The 16,490-nt window shown below is 37.5% G+C and carries 14 protein-coding genes and 1 pseudogene; 5 read left to right on the top strand and 10 right to left on the bottom strand.

What is annotated here, in order from left to right; all coding sequences use genetic code 11:
• Position 1: 1 nt before the first annotated feature.
• From CXF71_RS21485 to CXF71_RS04895, 7 genes and pseudogenes are all read right to left on the bottom strand, one after another.
• Positions 2-145, bottom strand: a pseudogene (locus CXF71_RS21485) (MmcQ/YjbR family DNA-binding protein); the annotation flags it as partial.
• 13 nt (positions 146-158) lie between these two features.
• Positions 159-1,046 carry a dienelactone hydrolase family protein gene (locus CXF71_RS04920; RefSeq protein WP_101231863.1) on the bottom strand — a complete coding sequence of 296 codons (888 nt, stop codon included), beginning with the start codon at positions 1,044-1,046 and terminating at the stop codon, positions 159-161.
• 266 nt (positions 1,047-1,312) lie between these two features.
• Positions 1,313-1,744, bottom strand: a complete 432-nt coding sequence (locus CXF71_RS04915) for a hypothetical protein (RefSeq protein ID WP_101231862.1) — start codon at positions 1,742-1,744, stop codon at positions 1,313-1,315.
• Positions 1,745-1,836: 92 nt separating this feature from the next.
• Positions 1,837-2,244: an MmcQ/YjbR family DNA-binding protein gene (locus CXF71_RS04910; protein ID WP_101231861.1), complete on the bottom strand. Its 408-nt coding sequence runs from the start codon at positions 2,242-2,244 to the stop codon at positions 1,837-1,839.
• Positions 2,245-2,426: 182 nt separating this feature from the next.
• The gene (locus tag CXF71_RS04905; protein WP_101231860.1) at positions 2,427-4,262 is read right to left on the bottom strand and encodes a S8 family serine peptidase; all 1,836 of its coding nucleotides are present in this window, start codon (positions 4,260-4,262) and stop codon (positions 2,427-2,429) included.
• A 345-nt stretch (positions 4,263-4,607) separates the two neighbouring features.
• Positions 4,608-6,785, bottom strand: coding sequence for a TonB-dependent receptor (locus CXF71_RS04900; protein ID WP_101231859.1), 2,178 nt, complete (start codon positions 6,783-6,785; stop codon positions 4,608-4,610).
• 179 nt (positions 6,786-6,964) lie between these two features.
• The gene (locus tag CXF71_RS04895; protein WP_101231858.1) at positions 6,965-7,831 is read right to left on the bottom strand and encodes a penicillin-binding transpeptidase domain-containing protein; all 867 of its coding nucleotides are present in this window, start codon (positions 7,829-7,831) and stop codon (positions 6,965-6,967) included.
• 171 nt (positions 7,832-8,002) lie between these two features.
• Between CXF71_RS04895 and CXF71_RS04890 the strand changes: the two genes are divergently transcribed.
• Together CXF71_RS04890 and CXF71_RS04885 are read left to right on the top strand one after the other, a co-directional pair.
• Entirely contained in the window at positions 8,003-9,274 is a 1,272-nt protein-coding gene (locus tag CXF71_RS04890) for a S1C family serine protease (RefSeq protein ID WP_101231857.1), read from the top strand.
• Positions 9,265-10,332 carry an FHA domain-containing protein gene (locus CXF71_RS04885; RefSeq protein WP_101231856.1) on the top strand — a complete coding sequence of 356 codons (1,068 nt, stop codon included), beginning with the start codon at positions 9,265-9,267 and terminating at the stop codon, positions 10,330-10,332. Before CXF71_RS04890 ends, CXF71_RS04885 begins: the two co-directional genes overlap by 10 nt.
• Before the next feature lie 295 nt (positions 10,333-10,627).
• Here the strand turns inward: CXF71_RS04885 and trpS are convergent, their stop codons facing one another.
• Both trpS and rpe read right to left on the bottom strand, forming a co-directional pair.
• A complete protein-coding gene (gene trpS / locus CXF71_RS04880; RefSeq protein WP_101231855.1) occupies positions 10,628-11,644 on the bottom strand; it encodes a tryptophan--tRNA ligase in 1,017 nt (338 codons plus the stop codon).
• Positions 11,645-11,692: 48 nt separating this feature from the next.
• Positions 11,693-12,367, bottom strand: a complete 675-nt coding sequence (rpe, locus tag CXF71_RS04875; RefSeq protein ID WP_101231854.1) for a ribulose-phosphate 3-epimerase — start codon at positions 12,365-12,367, stop codon at positions 11,693-11,695.
• Positions 12,368-12,678: 311 nt separating this feature from the next.
• Between rpe and CXF71_RS04870 the strand changes: the two genes are divergently transcribed.
• The 3 genes from CXF71_RS04870 to CXF71_RS04860 all read left to right on the top strand — a co-directional run bounded on the left by CXF71_RS04870 (position 12,679) and on the right by CXF71_RS04860 (position 15,250).
• Positions 12,679-13,338 (top strand): TorF family putative porin, encoded by a 660-nt coding sequence (locus CXF71_RS04870; protein WP_101231853.1) that lies wholly within the window; start codon positions 12,679-12,681, stop codon positions 13,336-13,338.
• Between the two features lie 398 nt (positions 13,339-13,736).
• Entirely contained in the window at positions 13,737-13,961 is a 225-nt protein-coding gene (locus tag CXF71_RS04865) for a DUF2970 domain-containing protein (protein ID WP_332871768.1), read from the top strand.
• 194 nt (positions 13,962-14,155) lie between these two features.
• Complete coding sequence (locus CXF71_RS04860; protein ID WP_157826693.1) at positions 14,156-15,250, top strand: WD40/YVTN/BNR-like repeat-containing protein; 1,095 nt, start codon at positions 14,156-14,158, stop codon at positions 15,248-15,250.
• Positions 15,251-15,558: 308 nt separating this feature from the next.
• Here the strand turns inward: CXF71_RS04860 and CXF71_RS04855 are convergent, their stop codons facing one another.
• Positions 15,559-16,368 carry a Dam family site-specific DNA-(adenine-N6)-methyltransferase gene (locus tag CXF71_RS04855; protein WP_198559836.1) on the bottom strand — a complete coding sequence of 270 codons (810 nt, stop codon included), beginning with the start codon at positions 16,366-16,368 and terminating at the stop codon, positions 15,559-15,561.
• Positions 16,369-16,490 lie beyond the last annotated feature (122 nt).

Genomic DNA, 16,490 nt, shown 5'->3' with positions numbered 1-16,490 from the left:
CTCACCTAGCAGAAGTTAACTGCTGATCTTTCTTGGTCATTTTACTGACCACCAACTTAAATGAATTATCTATCATGCGCTCTATTTCACCTTGAGGAATTGAGCCGTCTAATATGACGCTGTTCCAAGTCGATTTATTCATGTAATCGTTAGCACTACTATTTCAAGATCAGCTTTGACTCAAAAAATGCTATAGATCTTGACCAAGCTAATTCAGCATTTTTTTTATCGTATCGCCCCGTTGAGTCGTTATGAAAACCGTGATTCGCATTTTTGTACATGTGCATAACATAATCAACATTATTTGCAGTTAAATCAGCTTCATATTCAGACCAAGAAGCGTTCACCCGTTTATCTAATTCACCTAATTGAATCATTAACGGTGCTTTAATATTTTTTCTTAGCGCTTTTGTTGCTGGTGTCCCATAAAAGGGTACGCCAGCATCAATGAGATTACTGTCAACTGCCGCTAAATAATTGACTATGTATCCACCAAAACAAAATCCAATACAGCCTAATTTTCCATTAGAACGTGGATGAGATTTTATAAAGTTCGCGGCTGCAACAAAGTCGTGTTCAATTTTTTCTCGTTCAAGTGTTTTTTGCATTGCTCGACCTTCATCATCATTGCCTGGGTAGCCACCTAAAGAAAATAAGGCATCAGGGGCAAAAGCAATAAATCCCGCTTTAGCTAATCGACGTGCTACATCTTTAATATAGGGATTTAGCCCTCTGTTTTCATGGATAACTAATACTACAGGCATTTTCTTCGTATTTTCATTAGGGACAACTAAATAGCCCCTGCCTTCTCCATAGCCTTGTGGTGAAGGAAAGTTCTGGTAGCTTGCCTTTATATCGGAGTCGTTAAATGATACTTGCTCTGCTAATGCATAATTAGGTAGAAATGCTGAGGTTAAAACAGACATAGAATAGCCAAGTACGACTAAGCCACTTAACTTTTTCATAAATGTTCGACGATCCATGCCACCATGTGCATAGTCATCGTACCAATCAAATGCTTCTTCTGGGATATTATTATTTGGCATGCTTCATCCTATTTTGAATTAGCTATTGTCATCTAAAAAGTGAGTTAGTGACGAGATATTAGTAAAGAAATATGCGATAACATTGAAAAAAATGCAAACAAACTTTAGGTTATTGTTCTATAAACATCATAAAAATATTTAATTTATGTCGGCTTCATGCCACCAAAATGAGCTTGTCTTATCTGCTGCTTTCAATGCAGCTTTAAGGTAACTTATTGATTCGTTATAAATGCACCAAATTTGACCGCAGATCTTTCTTGGTCATATTAATCACAGCGCCAATCATATGCACTTAAAATGGCAGATACATTTTTACTACTGTGGTCGTTATTCGTCACTCTAATAACAGGGATACCTCTTTTACTCAAGGTCATATGAAATACATTAGATTCTTTTAGTTTTTGAGATAAGTTTTTCTGACTACACACATTTTTCAGGTGTATTAACGAAAGTGATTTTGATTCTGTTAAGCTATCTTTACGCAGTTGAATTAAACGTTCTTTGAAACTAAAGTGCACTAAAACATAATCCTCCCCCATGTGGTAGTCGAACTGATACGGGATATTATTATTCATTAATTTTGTAAGAAATAACCCATGGGTAAATTGGTCATTGAAACTTTCAATCGAGTAAAATTCAGCCTCATCACTACAGCTAATACAGGTGAGTAACAGTAAAAAAACCAGTGTCGTTTTCATTGTGTACAGCCTCATTAAAAAGAAGTTAGCGGCTTTTTTGTCAGATCAGCTGACATTATCTATGCCCGTTGTGTCTATTACAATTATGATGACTAAAGATGAATAATGATCGATTGCTGCTCTTTCTTGGTCATTTTACTCACCACTAACCTAAACGAACTATCTATCATGCGCTCAATCTCACCTTTGGGGATTGATCCATCTAAAATGACGGTATTCCATAAACGCTTATTCATGTGATAGCCAGGAATGATTGAAGGAAATATATCGCGTAGCATAACGGCTTCATCAGGATCGCACTTTAAGTTCATCCACCAATCAGCCTCTCCTGAAGAAGAAAATTCATTATCACCCTTACCCATTTTTCCGATCGCTAGCGTAGCAAACATTTTATTTTTCACTTTGAATACTTTAACTTCATCACCAAAGGGAAAGTCTAACGTGGTTTCAGGTTGATTAAGTAAGTATTGCTCAACTTGTTGGTGGGTAAAATTAATCATGACGCACGCCTTCCTAATGCTTTATCGTTAATCAGTTTCAATATATAGGATTAAACTGTGATTAGAAACGCTATCGTTACCCTCTGATAAAGAGAATGACCATAAAAAAGCCAAGACCTAAAGTCTTGGCTCATTCTCTTTTTTTTCATCTGATTAAGGATGACTAATTACTTTTGCATTGCTTAAAAATAAACAGTAACAAGTTCACTACAAGTATCGGTTCCTTCTTCACACACCTGATAGGTATATGAATTGATATTTTCATTTATACGGTCATTATAACTGCCATCATTGGCTGTGGTCGAAATGTTTATACTATCTCGAAATATGTCAACAGCAGTACCTGCTAGACCAGACCAAGATAAGTTCACTTTCTTTCCCTTAAAGCTAGCTGTTAAAGTAATAGCATCTATAGGCTCAGGATCCGGTTTTGGATCCGTAATAACACCACAGCCCCCAGCGGTTAAATAATCACTGGCAGCTTTTGCTTTGACAATACCATAACCAAAATACACATCTTTTCCTGCTGCACCACCATCTAGTGCAGTTGCTTTTAATACATGACGAATTTCCGCACCAGTACAAGCAGGATAATTAGACCAAACTAGAGCAGCAACCCCTGAAACCGCAGGTGTTGCCATGGAAGTACCACTCATATAGCCATAATCGCTTGCGGCAACATCAACAGTTGCTGTACCTGCTGCACGAATAGCAACGCCATCTTCTTGAGCTGCGCCAACAGCAGGAATGCTAGTTGTGTTAGTACCACCTAAAGTGCCATATAGCATACCCGCTACGTTATTAATTATAATGGCACCAAGACCATATGAATCTTCACAATTTTTAACTTTGTCATGGAATGAAATAACACCACGGTCGATAACACAAATCTTACCGTTAGCACCATTATCTATTGCTTCAGCTGTGCCCATATAATAAGTATCTCCCACTGCTGAGCCCGAATTTTCCATAGCTGAGCTTTCATAGGGAACATCGCCAGCGGTCATACTCGCTGATGTAGCCATACCGGCAGGGTAAGTTGATAAAGTATTAACTCCACCTGCGGTGACTTCAACACAAATATTTTCATCACTGATAGTTCTAGGTTTGCCACGACCAACAAAAGTTACTTCACAAGCTGGATATTGTGAAAAATTAGCAATATTATTATCAGCATCATTTGCACCAACCATCATCACGGAAGCATAGCCAGCAGGATAGGAGCGAGCATTATTGCCGTCATTACCAGCCGCCGCTACCACTAAACCACCTGCATCAGTAAATGCCTTAAATGCATTTTCTTCAGTGTTATTTGCCCCACCGCCACCAAGGCTCATACTAATAATATTGGCGCCAGCAATTGTACATTTCTCTGCTGCATGCGCTAGATCAGAGGAGTAACCCCAACCATCTTCATTAAATACTTTAACAATATGCATTGATACACCGGGAGCCATCCCAATAACTCCAAAGCTATTATCATCAGCACCAATAGTTCCGGCAACATGAGTGCCGTGAGGACCACCATGATCAAACCAATTACCAGTGCCGGTATCATTTGATCCTGTTATATTGTCATTATCGCGATAAAAGTCTGGATTAGTGTGATCTAACCCAGAGTCAATAATACAAACTTTAATCCCCGTATTTTTGTTAAAAACAACTTGGTCAGCTTCTGATTGCTCAACAGCATAAGGTATTACTTGACCCGTTATTAGATTGCCAACATCATTATAAAGTGACATTAAATGACGTTTTTGATCGACTTCAATTAATTTAATCTGTGGGTTACTAAGAAGTCCTTTTACTTGAGCAAGATCCTTTCCTGCAAAACTTGCAGCGATAAAACCATTGGCATCAAGGTGAACATCACCACCTAATTTTTTAGCCAGAGCTTTAACGACACCTTTGTTATTATTATCAACTTGAATGATAAAGCGCTCTGCCATTGAATTGGCCGACACACTCGATAAAATAGCAACGGTTAGTGCTGAAACAGTAAATTTTAATAAACTCATAAGGACTTCCTTTTTCATTGGAAATATTTATTTTCACCTAGTTATGTTAGTAATAATGATGCTTTTATCATTATCTTGATAATAGTGACACAATCAAAAAGCCAACATTAATATTAAGACACGCTATTAGTAATAATAGCCTAAAATCATTCATTAGGGTTCGATCTAAAATATCGCCTGAATTAAGTCAGGCTATCATGGCGATTTGAACTACAATCGATAGCCATTAAGGATGAGTCATCCGTAAAAAGCCAATATCACCACTATTAAAGATATTGGTGATATTGGCTTTATTGAATGTTAAAATAGATTCATCTGGAAAGTAGCGTTTTATTAATGTCCTCTCTAGAAAGAATAGGTTGCTTCTACCCAAGCACTCAAACCTTCACTTGGTAATCTATGCATTACTGGCGTTTCAACCTCTTTAACGCGATTATAACCACCTAAGTGATTTTGATATTCCCTATCAAGTAAGTTATCAACACCGCCACGAAGGGTAAAGTCTGTCGTAACAAAGTACTCAAGATCGATATTGACTAAACCGTAACCGGCGGTAGCCTGCTCGGTATTCGTTTCTGATACATCATTTTGTGCTGCAACCGCGACTAGAGTTAAGTTACCAATGATATTATCACTATGGTAGGTAAAGCTTACTTGGCCATTAAGTGGCGCAATACGATATAGGTTGTCATCAATATCACCACGTTCACCTTTGACGTAGCTGGCAATACCCGATAATTGGAAGATATCGTTAATATTGTAATACCAGTTAACATCCGCACCATATAACTTAGCATCAACGTTACTAAATTTAAGCGCGTTATCATCGCTAGCCATCATAGAAGCCAGAATTTTAGCGGAAGCATCTTGCATTTCCATTGGCGTACCTTGAATATAATTATCAATATTTTGATAAAAAACATGTGGCGCAATCATAAAGTCGCTACTTTGCCAAGTTAAGCCAAGATCACCTTGGAAAGCAGTTTCAGACTCAAGGTTAATATCGCCAATATAGGTATGACCATCCGCTAAACCACCCGTCGATTCCATTGGTGTCCATAAGTAACGCTCTTGATAAGATGGTGCGCGGTTTTTAATGCCAACTCCGACATAAAGCGATAAAGATTCACTCAACTGGGTTTGAGTGCTTAGTGCCATATCGACATTTGTATCGGATACTTTTCGGTTAGCATTATTGAAATTATGTTCAAGATCACTTAATAATTCGCCCATACTTGGCATTGTCATGCTAGCCATATTTGAGTTCATATCGCCCATTGCCATATTCATCGCCATGTTACCGCTAACTTCATCAGCATTTGATTTAGCGTGTTTCACTCTAACACCTAACTGAATAGTCGTTTGGCGATAAGTATTTTGCCATTCAGTAAATAAGGCAACACGGTCATCTGTGACATTGTTAAAATTAACCACCTCAAACATTTCATTACTTGGGTTAGTGATAACAGAGTCGTGGCTTGCTAGGTAGCCATCAAGTCCAAAACTTAATTCACCAAAACTAAACTCACGATTTAATACAAATTTAAAATCAGTCGTATCTGCAACGGCGGTGTTACGACGCTTCTTCATGGGATCATGCGCACGCATAAGGAAATTAGTCATACCATGATCAGCATCAAGGTAACCTAAAGACCACTCACCTTGCCAATCAGTGAGTTGAAAGTTACCATCAAGATTAATACGCTGGCTTTCAATGTATTCAATGTCCATCGGTAACGCTGGCGTTCCCGAATCGGTCGTTTTAGTGTAGTGATAACTTAAACCAGCCGTATTATTTTCTACTGAATGTCTGACATCAAAACCTGCTTGGGTTTTATCAAAGTCGGTTGGTGTTATAACGGTGCCATCACCGCTCTCCATACTATTGCCAGCTTGAGTATTACCATACAGTAATATCGCAACATCACCTTTAGCTAGATTGGTTACACCGGAAAGTGAACTGGCGTTGTTATTACGGCGGTAACCCGCTTGCAAATCACCTGATGCTTGTACATTGTCAGTGTTCATCACCTCTGCTTTTCGCATTTTAATATCAATGCTGCCGCCTAGTGTATTCATACCTGCAGATATAGGGGCAATGCCACGATAAACCGTCATAGAATCAACGATAAGTGGTGTTGAATAACTTAACGGTGTATCCATAGCGTTAGGACCCGCGCCAATAATAGGATGACCATCAAGTGAGGTGGCAACCCTATCACCAAATAAACCGCGATATTGTGCAATGCCGGTAATAGGACCATTACTGTTAATGTTGGCGCCGGGCACCGAAGCTAACCAATTGGCTAAATCAGCTTCAGTAGTTTTACCTTGTGCATAACTTTGATTATCTGTTAGCGAATTATGACGCTGATTTGAGATAGTGATAACTTCGATATCTTTGATAGTGCCTTGGGCCATATTTGTTGAAGATTGGAATGCTAAGCTAGGAAACACTAAAACACTAGTACCCAATACAATGAGATTAACTGCGACAGCAAGAGGTTTAAGAGGAAAATTCATGGACTATTCACTTACATTAATATTAAAGGAATTCTATTTATAGAATTGATATCCCCTTATTTTGTAAGTGATTACATTTGAAAACAAAGTGAAATTGGCAATGTGCGACAAAGTGTCGCACCATAAACCTCGCTTATTTGCGCTAGGTCAAATAAGTGATACTTGGCAACGTAAAAAGATTAAATAACACCTAACTTTTTCAAATGATTCCGAGCAATGCCAACACGTAGGGCTTTCATTTTTGCATAAGAGTCACGAGTAAAGTTAAAGGCAAAATAATGCACTCCTTGCCCATTTTCGACAAAACCAACATACCAACCGAGCATGACTTTACTATTTTTATCTGCTGGGTCGGCTTTACCAGCACCCGTTTTTGCATACATTTTATAATTTTCATTAGATTCAACAAGCATCACTTCTTTTAAAGTCTCCACACTTTTGGCTTTTACCGCTAACAGGCCTTGATGCATTTTCTGTAAAAAGTGTACTTGTTCAACGGCTGATATTTTCATACTGCCATTAAGCCAAAAGTTGTCTAGCCCTGAGGATATATCTTGATTGCCGTAAGCAAAACTAGTGATATAAGATTGCATATTCTGCTGACCAATATCCGTTGCTAGTTGACGATAGACCGCCACCATTGAGAATTTAATGGCTGAACTAAGGTTATACTCTGGTAGCTTCCACACAGATGGCCACCACTTTTGCACCGGATATTTTTCTTTATCAAAGGTTAATGGCTGTTTAGCATTTTTGATTATTTGTGTGTCGAGTCCTATTAAGCTGTTTGGTACTTTAAAAGTAGAAAAAGGAGAGAAGCGCTTTATCGCTCGGCTTTCATTGATCAAAATCAGGCTATCATTTGCCGTAGTATTCACGCCACTGCTTGGCTGACTCGTTAATTCACTTAGTAACACAAAAGTACAGTCTGTATTTCCTTCAATACATAATGCTTCAATTTGCTGCGCAACAACGACATTGGCAACGACTAAATAACTTAAACTTGCCAACATAACTGCGTTAATAATATTACATATTTTTTTCACAAAAACCGCTCCTAAAGCTATACGCCATCCACGTAATGATTACCAAAATCATACGCGGCTTTTCACTTACACACTACGATCCAAATCAAGCTTAACTATTTATGTGATTGATAGGTGACAAATACTAATTTAATGTCACAATGGATGAATAGGTTATCCATAGGAAGATGAATGAGAACTTTTTTTACCTTAGTTTTTATACTATTAAGTCATACTACTTTTGCCACTGAGCAAGCTGAAGAAATATTTGCCCAACTCACCCCCTCTCTTTACCAAATTAAATTAATTGATAAAGCCAGCGGTGAAAAGTCGTCGATTGGCTCGGGATTTCAGATAAGTCCTGATGGTATTATTGCCACTAATTATCATGTGATCTCGAGCTATGCACGCCATCCTGAGAAGTATCGCATTGAGTACTTAGACTACCAAGGCAACACTGCTGAAATGGACTTGGTAAGTGTCGATGTTATTAATGATTTAGCGTTAGTCAAACGTCAGGTTGACGGTGACATGCCCTATTTTATGCTTTCTGATACAAAACCCATTAAAGGTGAGAAATTATTTGCTTTAGGTAATCCTCATGATTTAGGCATGATTGTGGTACCTGGTACTTACAATGGCTTGAAAAAAGAATCTTTCAATGAGCGTATTCATTTTACCGGCTCTATCAATTCAGGCATGAGTGGCGGACCTGTCGTTAATAAATCTGAACAGGTAGTGGGTATCAATGTCGCTACCTCAGGTAATCAAATTGGCTTCTTAGTTCCGCACGAGAAGTTGATTGAACTATTTCACGATTACAATAAAGAAGCGCCTGAAGATATAAAGCAACAAATGGCAGCACAGTTATTTTCAAATCAAAATAAATTGATGAAAGCACTGCTTAATAATACTTGGCAAAGTAAAGAACTTGCCGGTAAGGCAATGTTCCCTGTTATTGAAGTGCCCTTTATTCGCTGTTGGGGGGATTCCAATGCGGATAAAAAAGATGCGCTTATTTTAGCTGCCATAGCTAATTGTTCTTTAGATGAAAACACTTATATTTCATCACACTTTTTTACCGGTAGTGTCGAAATTGAATTTCGCTATATGCAGGCAAAAAACTTAAGTGATAATAAATTTTATCATTTATATCAGAAACAAATATCTCGAGCGGGTACCGGTAATAGAGCAGGCAAAGATGATGTCAGTGAATATCAGTGTAATAATGATTTAATTACGCCTTCAAGTACCGCTAATACAAGTAATACTATTACGAACAAAAGCGTTTTCTGTACTCGTGCTTACAAAGACTTCCCTGGCTTGTTTGATGTTTTGTACTTAGGTGCGAGTGTTGATAAAAACCAGCAAGCTTTAGTAAGCCACTTTACTTTGGCTGGTGTTAGCCAAGAGAATGCCATGGAGTTTACCGGTAAATTTATGGAGGCGGTATCATGGAAGTAGAGATAGACATAATGAAAGATGCTAAAGTTGGCATCATTGAAACAGAGCCAACAATACCTGTTTCAAATGATGACTTACCGATAGAGCAAGGTGAGATTATTATTGAAGAAATCACCCGTAATCATAAGTTGTTACATCGTCATAGGCTAAAGCAGAATAATATTACCATTGGTCGAGATTATAAAAATGATATTATTTTAACGGACCCTCATATTTGTCCTCAACATTTATCGTTAAACTATTCTCAAGGCGCTTGGTGTATTCATGATAATAATTCAGTTAATGGCACCACCTTAGAAAACAGCGAATGCAAAAAACAAGATGGTCATAAACAGGTGATTAATGATGGTGATGTGATCATTTTAGGTAAAAGCCAGCTAAGAATACTCTTCAAGAACCATAGCATTGCCGATACTATTGCTTTTAGCCCATTTGAATCTCTCATTGATTTAATTCGCCATCCTGTTGCGGTATTTACCAGTATTGCTTTATTTATTCTTATCGCTGGTAATATTTCCTATTTGAACCAACCGACAGAAACAAATATAAGCCAACTGTTTGTTAGTGCGTTTAGTATGAGCTTACTCTTTGCTTTATGGCCTGCAGGCGTGGCATTAGTGTCTCACCTCACCAAACATGATCCGCGAATACTAGCCCAGCTTGGTATTAGCTTTACCTTTTTTATTCTGTTGTGGCTCAGTGACCTATTGGAAGAGATTATTGCTTTTAACTCCGCGAGTAATTCAGTACTCGGTTTGATTATTACGCTAGTTCCTATTGGCCTAGCGTTTAGTCTGTTTTGGTTAAATAGCTATATTGGTTTTCATGTAAGCGCGAAGCGCAGAATTATTGTGGCACTAAGCATTACCACACTACTGTTCGGTGGTACTTATTTATTACAATACAGTAAAAAACCAGAGTTTAATCCACACCCACAATACAATGCTACCATCATGGCACCTAGCTATTTAATTGCACAAAGCAACAGTGTTGCTAGCTTTTTAGAGCAAAGTAATGCTTTATTCGAACAAGCAAATAAAGCAGCTCAGCAAGAATAAAAAGAAAACACTATAAATAAAGGTGACAAAAAAGGCTTATTTTCTTTCGAAAACAAGCCTTTTTCATTATGCTGTACTAGCAATATTGTAACGCGTTAAATGCTGAGCTTTACTATAATACCAATTACATTAATTAAGTGACCTATTTTATACGTAGGAAAAAGTGATAAGTACAAGGCATTTATTTAACTAACTAGTTGTTCTAATTATTAAATAAATAACGCAGTAATTATTACTTTTAACAAGTAGAAATGATCACTTATTTTGTGTGATTGGTATAACCCCTAAGACTCAATCACTTTATTAATGGACGAGGAATAAAGCCTACTGCATCGTATACCGCAGTAAGTACTTTACTAGCACGAGCAGAAGCTTTCTCAGCACCATTACGCATGACTTGTTCTAAGAAGGCTTCATCTGCACGGTATTTATGGAACTTAGCTTGAATGGGCTCTAACAAAGCCACTACCGCATCCGCCACATCACCTTTTAAATGACCATACATTTTATCTTCATAATCAGGCACTAAATCGGCAATAGTCTTACCTGTTGCACACGATAATAATGACAGTAAGTTAGACACACCTGGTTTTTCTTCAAGATCATAATAGATACGAGCTTGCTCATCTGAATCAGTTACTGCGCGTTTGATTTTCTTAGCAATTTTTTTAGGGTCTTCTAATAAACCAATGAAGTTACCTGGGTTAGTATCAGACTTAGACATTTTTTTAGTCGGCTCAAGCAAGCTCATTACACGGGCACCATGCTCAGGAATAAACGGATCTGGTACCGTGAAAATATCACCGTAAAGGTTATTAAAACGCGTCGCGATATCTCGAGCTAACTCTAAATGTTGCTTTTGATCATCACCTACCGGAACGCGGTCTGCACCGTAAAGAAGAATATCAGCAGCCATCAATACTGGATAAGTAAATAAACCAGCATTCATATTCGCTTCAGACTTTTGTGACTTATCTTTATATTGAGTCATGCGATTTAATTCACCCATCTGGGTATAGCAACTTAGTATCCAGCTCAATTGCGCATGTTCAGGAACATGTGATTGAATAAATATAGTGCTTTGCTCCGGGTCAACACCACAGGCTAAATACAAAGCTAAACCATCTAACGTTGCGTTACGTAAATCTGCGGCTTTTGGACGAACGGTTATTGCATGTTGGTCAACAAGCATGTAGTAACACTCATGTGTTGACTGCATATTAACCCATTGTTTCAATGCACCTAAATAATTACCAATAGTTAACTCGCCTGACGGCTGACAGCCACTTAATACAATAGGTTTACTTGTCATTTTTTTACCCTTTAAATTCTGAATGCTTTACTAATTTTAACTTCATACTTACTGAGAAACTTTAGCTAACTCACTACGCATCTCATCGATTGCTACTTTATAGTCAGCTTGAGAAAATATTGCCGAACCGGCTACAAACATATCTGCACCTGCTTCAGCAATTTCTGCGATATTATTTGCTTTAACGCCACCATCGACTTGTAAACGAATGTCATAACCACTTTGCTTAATTTTTTCTTTTACCAAGCGTAATTTGTCTAATGTTGTTGGAATAAAAGATTGGCCACCAAAACCAGGATTAACTGACATTAATAAAATAACATCAAGTTTATCCATAACAAAATCTAAACAGTGTAAAGGTGTCGCTGGATTAAGTACTAAACCAGCCTTACAACCACTGTCTTTAATTAATTGTAAACTTCTATCGATATGGTCACTGGCTTCAGGGTGGAAGGTGATAATGTCAGCACCCGCTTCAGCAAAACCAGGGATAAGCGTATCCACGTTTTTAACCATCAAATGCACATCAATTGGCGCCGTAATACCGTATTCACGTAATGATTTACATATCATAGGGCCAAACGTTAAATTTGGAACAAAATGATTATCCATTACGTCAAAGTGAACAACGTCGGCACCTGCCGCTAAGACATTAGCAACATCATCACCTAAGCGAGCAAAGTCGGCAGATAATATAGAAGGAGCAATTAAAAATGGTGACATGGGCAAGTTTCCTAAAAAAATATGCAGGTATTATACCCATGCTAGTTAAAAATGCGAGTTCCTAGCTATTGCTATTGATCGTCCTATTGCACTTTTTATGAGCATTTACTAAAAATGCGCACCAATATGGTCCATCAACTTACCGATACCTAAACAAAATTACGATAATAAGAATCAACCAAAACACTAACCATCTGATTATTATAGATATAAAAAACATGAAGAATAACGGTCATAATTTATAATCTAGGCATCATGCTTGCAAATTAATCGTCAGACACTTTTTATAACAAACAATAACGAGACATTTTATGAAAAAAGCAATAACGACTATCGCTATGACAGCATTACTCGCGGCTTCAACTATCTCTATCCAAGCATCAGCTACTGAGGGTTTATCAGCTAACGTAGCTGCTACTAACAACTATTTATGGCGTGGGCTTGAGCAAACAGGTGGTGATGCTGCTGTTTCTGGTGGTATTGATTATGCTAATGATTCAGGTTTTTATGCTGGTACTTGGGTATCAAATGCATGGGGTGGTACTGAATTAGATTTGTACGGTGGCTTTGGTGCAGATATCAATGAAAGTATGTCATATGATGTCGGTTTCATTTATTACGCTTACCCCGATGCTGATGATGCTGATTTTTCTGAAATCTACGGTAGCTTTACTTTTACTGGCTTAACAGTAGGTGTAGCTGTATTAACATCGGCTTCAACTGACGGCATTGATGCTGGAGATTCTGTTTACGTTAATGCCGATTATGCCTTAACCCTTGCTAATGAAGTAGAAGTTAATTTTCACCTTGGTAATTACAGTGGTGATTTCTCTACAGACTCAACTGACTTTGGTGTTTCATTAAGCAAAAACAACTTCACCTTCGGTGTATCAAAAACTGATTACGATGATGGTGGCAGTAGTGATGATATGAAATTCTATGTTGCTTATAGCATTGATATCGATCTATAAGCATAACTACTCATAGTAATGAATAATTAATAGTAGAAAAAACAATCAAAGACATTGAGGTGAACATAGCTTATAATTGTTCACCTCTTTTAGTTTAAAGTATATGAAAATGTCAAAACGGATCATGACAAACTTCTATTTTTCAAGGTTTAAGCAATTATCTTTTGCTTTCACCCTTACGCTGGTTTTTCTTTTTATTCTGAACAAACATGCTAACAGTCAAAGCATACAAGCACAGTTGCTCAGTTCATGTATGGTTGTTGAGTCGAATTTACCGATGAACCATATAAATCATCCATGCCACACAAACAATATGTCCAGTAAGAGCTGGATATCTTGGTTATCTGGTGAGAGCAAATCAACACATTTACATTTTGTAGATTTAGTGGAGTTGATCAATTATAGCCTCCATTAGATCGACCTTAGCTTTTATCGCCAAAAGCAGTATCATCAATACTTTTAAAAGTGTTGCGGCGGCTTTCTTTGGCGTACAAAATGAAAGTAACCGTAAAAGAGATTTCTCTCAAGGTAAACTCTCTCATTTTATTATTGCGGGCATCATAGCGGTGCTAATTTTTATAACATGCTTGATAGCGGTTGTTAGTTTGGTTATGCCAAGCTGAGCCAGCACTCTTATGTAAAAATGAATAGCTCGGTATTATTTCTAGGATCTAACTTTCAATCTCTTCTGACAAAGGTTTATCCTTGTCATACTAAGTACTCTCATCGTCACAAAAAACAAATCGTATACAAAATCCTTGCTATTAAAAGCTAATAATTTATTCTTTTGCTACCAATAATGTAATAAAAGACAAATATGTTTAATAGAATCGTTCTATATACGCTGCTAATTTCTGCGACTTTTTCATCAACTTTATTCTCAGCAAGCATTAGCAAGGTAAATAGGGTGAGTGAGCTACCCAAATGGGCATACTCAACAATCCCAAATAAGGCCTCTTTACGAGGTACGGCAATAAAACAAGACTCCTATTGGGTAACAGGTAGCAATAACAGTATTTTTGTCAGTCAAGATGCAGGAAATACATGGCAAGATAAATCCATTTCCATAGCGCTAAAAAGAGACTTTCGAGATATCGAGCTTTTCGATAATCACACAGCAATAATAATGGGAGCTGGTACTGGTGCACTTTCAACTTTATACAAAACCACTGACGGAGGTAACCATTGGCAATTACTTTATCAAAATAGGGATAAACTTGGCTTCTTTAATGCTATTGCCTTTTGGAATCAACAACAAGGTTTGTTAATAGGTGACCCTGTTGATGGTTATTATGTCATTAAAAAAACAACTGATGGTGGTAAAACTTTCCGTCGAATAGCTAAAAAAAATATACCTAGCCTTCAATCAAAAGAAGCGGCTTTTGCTGCGAGTGGTAATAGTATAATTGTTGGCAATAATGGCAAAGCATGGATTGCTACGGGTGGTTTTTCCGCATCCGTTTATGAAAGTAATGACTACGGTGAAACTTGGCAGCGTAACTCAGTGCCGCTTTATCAAGATACGCAGACGTCTGGAGGGTATGGTGTCGCATTAAACCATCTAGAGCAGCCTTTTGTTATCGGCGGAGATTACCTACAAAGACAAAGTGAATACGCTAACATGGCTCGGTTATCTAATGGTCAATGGCAATCAGTAAAAACTGGCAGTATCGGATTGAGAACGGCAATGTCGTGCCAAGCTTGGATTTGTCTGACTACGGGTAAAACGGCCACAGATATATCATATGATGCGGGTAATACTTGGCAAGCACTTGTTAGTAACCAACCAAGTAAAACGGGTAAATTTGATCAGGGCTTTTACAGTTTAGCCAGTGATGACAGTGTATTTCTTGCGGCTGGCGCTGAAGGTAAAGTGGGGGTTTTATCATTTATAGCTGTAAAAACGCGTTAAGTATCTCAAATAAGGTAATATCACCAAAATTAGTGGCAGATTAGCTTGATGCTTTTAACTTAGCTATATAAATATTACTTAACCTGAACTCTGGATAATGAGTGCTTGATATTTAAGCGAAGAGACTGATTTATCTTATAAAACAAAGATATAACAAGGTCAAGGTTGCTATATCCACTATCAATGTTTCATTCTATTCTATTATCAAGGCAAAACGTTTATGAATAGCTGGCTATTTATCGACGTTTTAACGCTGAGAATGGGATAAAAGGGAATGTTGAGCAAGTGCTGCTTGTCCAGAGTTCAGGTTACTTATAAAGCGCTAATACTTCTTTAACTTTTACTCGTCCTTTAGCCTTCGGACTAATTGAGCGCTGCACTTGGAAAAGCTCTCTTTTATCGGCATTTTTATAAAGTTCGCGAGTAAACTCTACGTGATGATTGGAAATAAGCGTCGGCACACCCTGCTTTTTTGCTTTTTCAGCACAAGCGACTAATCGTATCTGATCCTGATCCGTAAATGAGTTCCCTGCATAGGCGGTGAAATTAGCTGTTCTGTTAATTGGCGAGTATGGTGGATCACAATAAATAACATCATCACTTTTAATTTGAGAAAATGCTGTTTCAAAATCACCTTGGATAAACGTTGCTCTTTGCGCTTTCTGTGAGAAAAACTCTATTTCAGCTTTTGGAAAGTAAGGATGTTTATATCTTCCAAATGGTACATTATAGCCACCACTTTTATTGTAACGGCAAAGGCCATTATAACCATGTCGATTTAAATATAAGAATAGCACTGAGCGTTCGTATGAGTCATTAGATTCATTAAACTGTTTACGTAAATCATAATACTTTTCAGAATGATTATTATCACCATTAAAGTATTTTTCAGCATCCAATATAAATTCAGCAGATTGATTTTTAATGATATTAAACAGAGAAATAAGATCTTTATTCATATCTATTAATAAATATTCATCAAAGTCTATATTCAAGAAAACAGAGCCACCACCCACGAAAGGTTCTACTAATCTTTTTTTACCTTTAACAGGTAAAACTTTCATGATATCACCAATAACTCGTTTCTTTCCACCGGCCCATTTTAAGGCAGATCGCATATTGGGTTGCAATGTATCTTTACTCACTCTAGGCCTTATTGCCAATACTGCAACTTATGCTGGCGTTATTTTCAGGAGAATAATAGCAGTTATTATATTTTGCATAGATCTGTGCAGGAACC

The organism is Colwellia sp. 12G3 (assembly GCF_002836775.1).
Taxonomy (GTDB): domain Bacteria; phylum Pseudomonadota; class Gammaproteobacteria; order Enterobacterales; family Alteromonadaceae; genus Colwellia.
This window is presented reverse-complemented; position numbering and strand designations above follow the sequence as displayed.

Excerpts from the sequence above, each read along its gene's own strand:
- trpS (WP_101231855.1), bottom strand. The coding sequence starts at position 11,644 with ATGACAAGTAAACCTATTGTATTAAGTGGCTGTCAGCCGTCAGGCGAG.
- CXF71_RS04900 (WP_101231859.1), bottom strand. The coding sequence starts at position 6,785 with ATGAATTTTCCTCTTAAACCTCTTGCTGTCGCAGTTAATCTCATTGTA.
- CXF71_RS04890 (WP_101231857.1), top strand. The coding sequence starts at position 8,003 with ATGAGAACTTTTTTTACCTTAGTTTTTATACTATTAAGTCATACTACT.
- CXF71_RS04860 (WP_157826693.1), top strand. The coding sequence starts at position 14,156 with ATGTTTAATAGAATCGTTCTATATACGCTGCTAATTTCTGCGACTTTT.
- CXF71_RS04870 (WP_101231853.1), top strand. The coding sequence starts at position 12,679 with ATGAAAAAAGCAATAACGACTATCGCTATGACAGCATTACTCGCGGCT.
- CXF71_RS04910 (WP_101231861.1), bottom strand. The coding sequence starts at position 2,244 with ATGATTAATTTTACCCACCAACAAGTTGAGCAATACTTACTTAATCAA.
- CXF71_RS04855 (WP_198559836.1), bottom strand. The coding sequence starts at position 16,368 with ATGCGATCTGCCTTAAAATGGGCCGGTGGAAAGAAACGAGTTATTGGT.
- CXF71_RS04885 (WP_101231856.1), top strand. The coding sequence starts at position 9,265 with ATGGAAGTAGAGATAGACATAATGAAAGATGCTAAAGTTGGCATCATT.
- CXF71_RS04915 (WP_101231862.1), bottom strand. The coding sequence starts at position 1,744 with ATGAAAACGACACTGGTTTTTTTACTGTTACTCACCTGTATTAGCTGT.
- CXF71_RS04920 (WP_101231863.1), bottom strand. The coding sequence starts at position 1,046 with ATGCCAAATAATAATATCCCAGAAGAAGCATTTGATTGGTACGATGAC.
- rpe (WP_101231854.1), bottom strand. The coding sequence starts at position 12,367 with ATGTCACCATTTTTAATTGCTCCTTCTATATTATCTGCCGACTTTGCT.
- CXF71_RS04905 (WP_101231860.1), bottom strand. The coding sequence starts at position 4,262 with ATGAGTTTATTAAAATTTACTGTTTCAGCACTAACCGTTGCTATTTTA.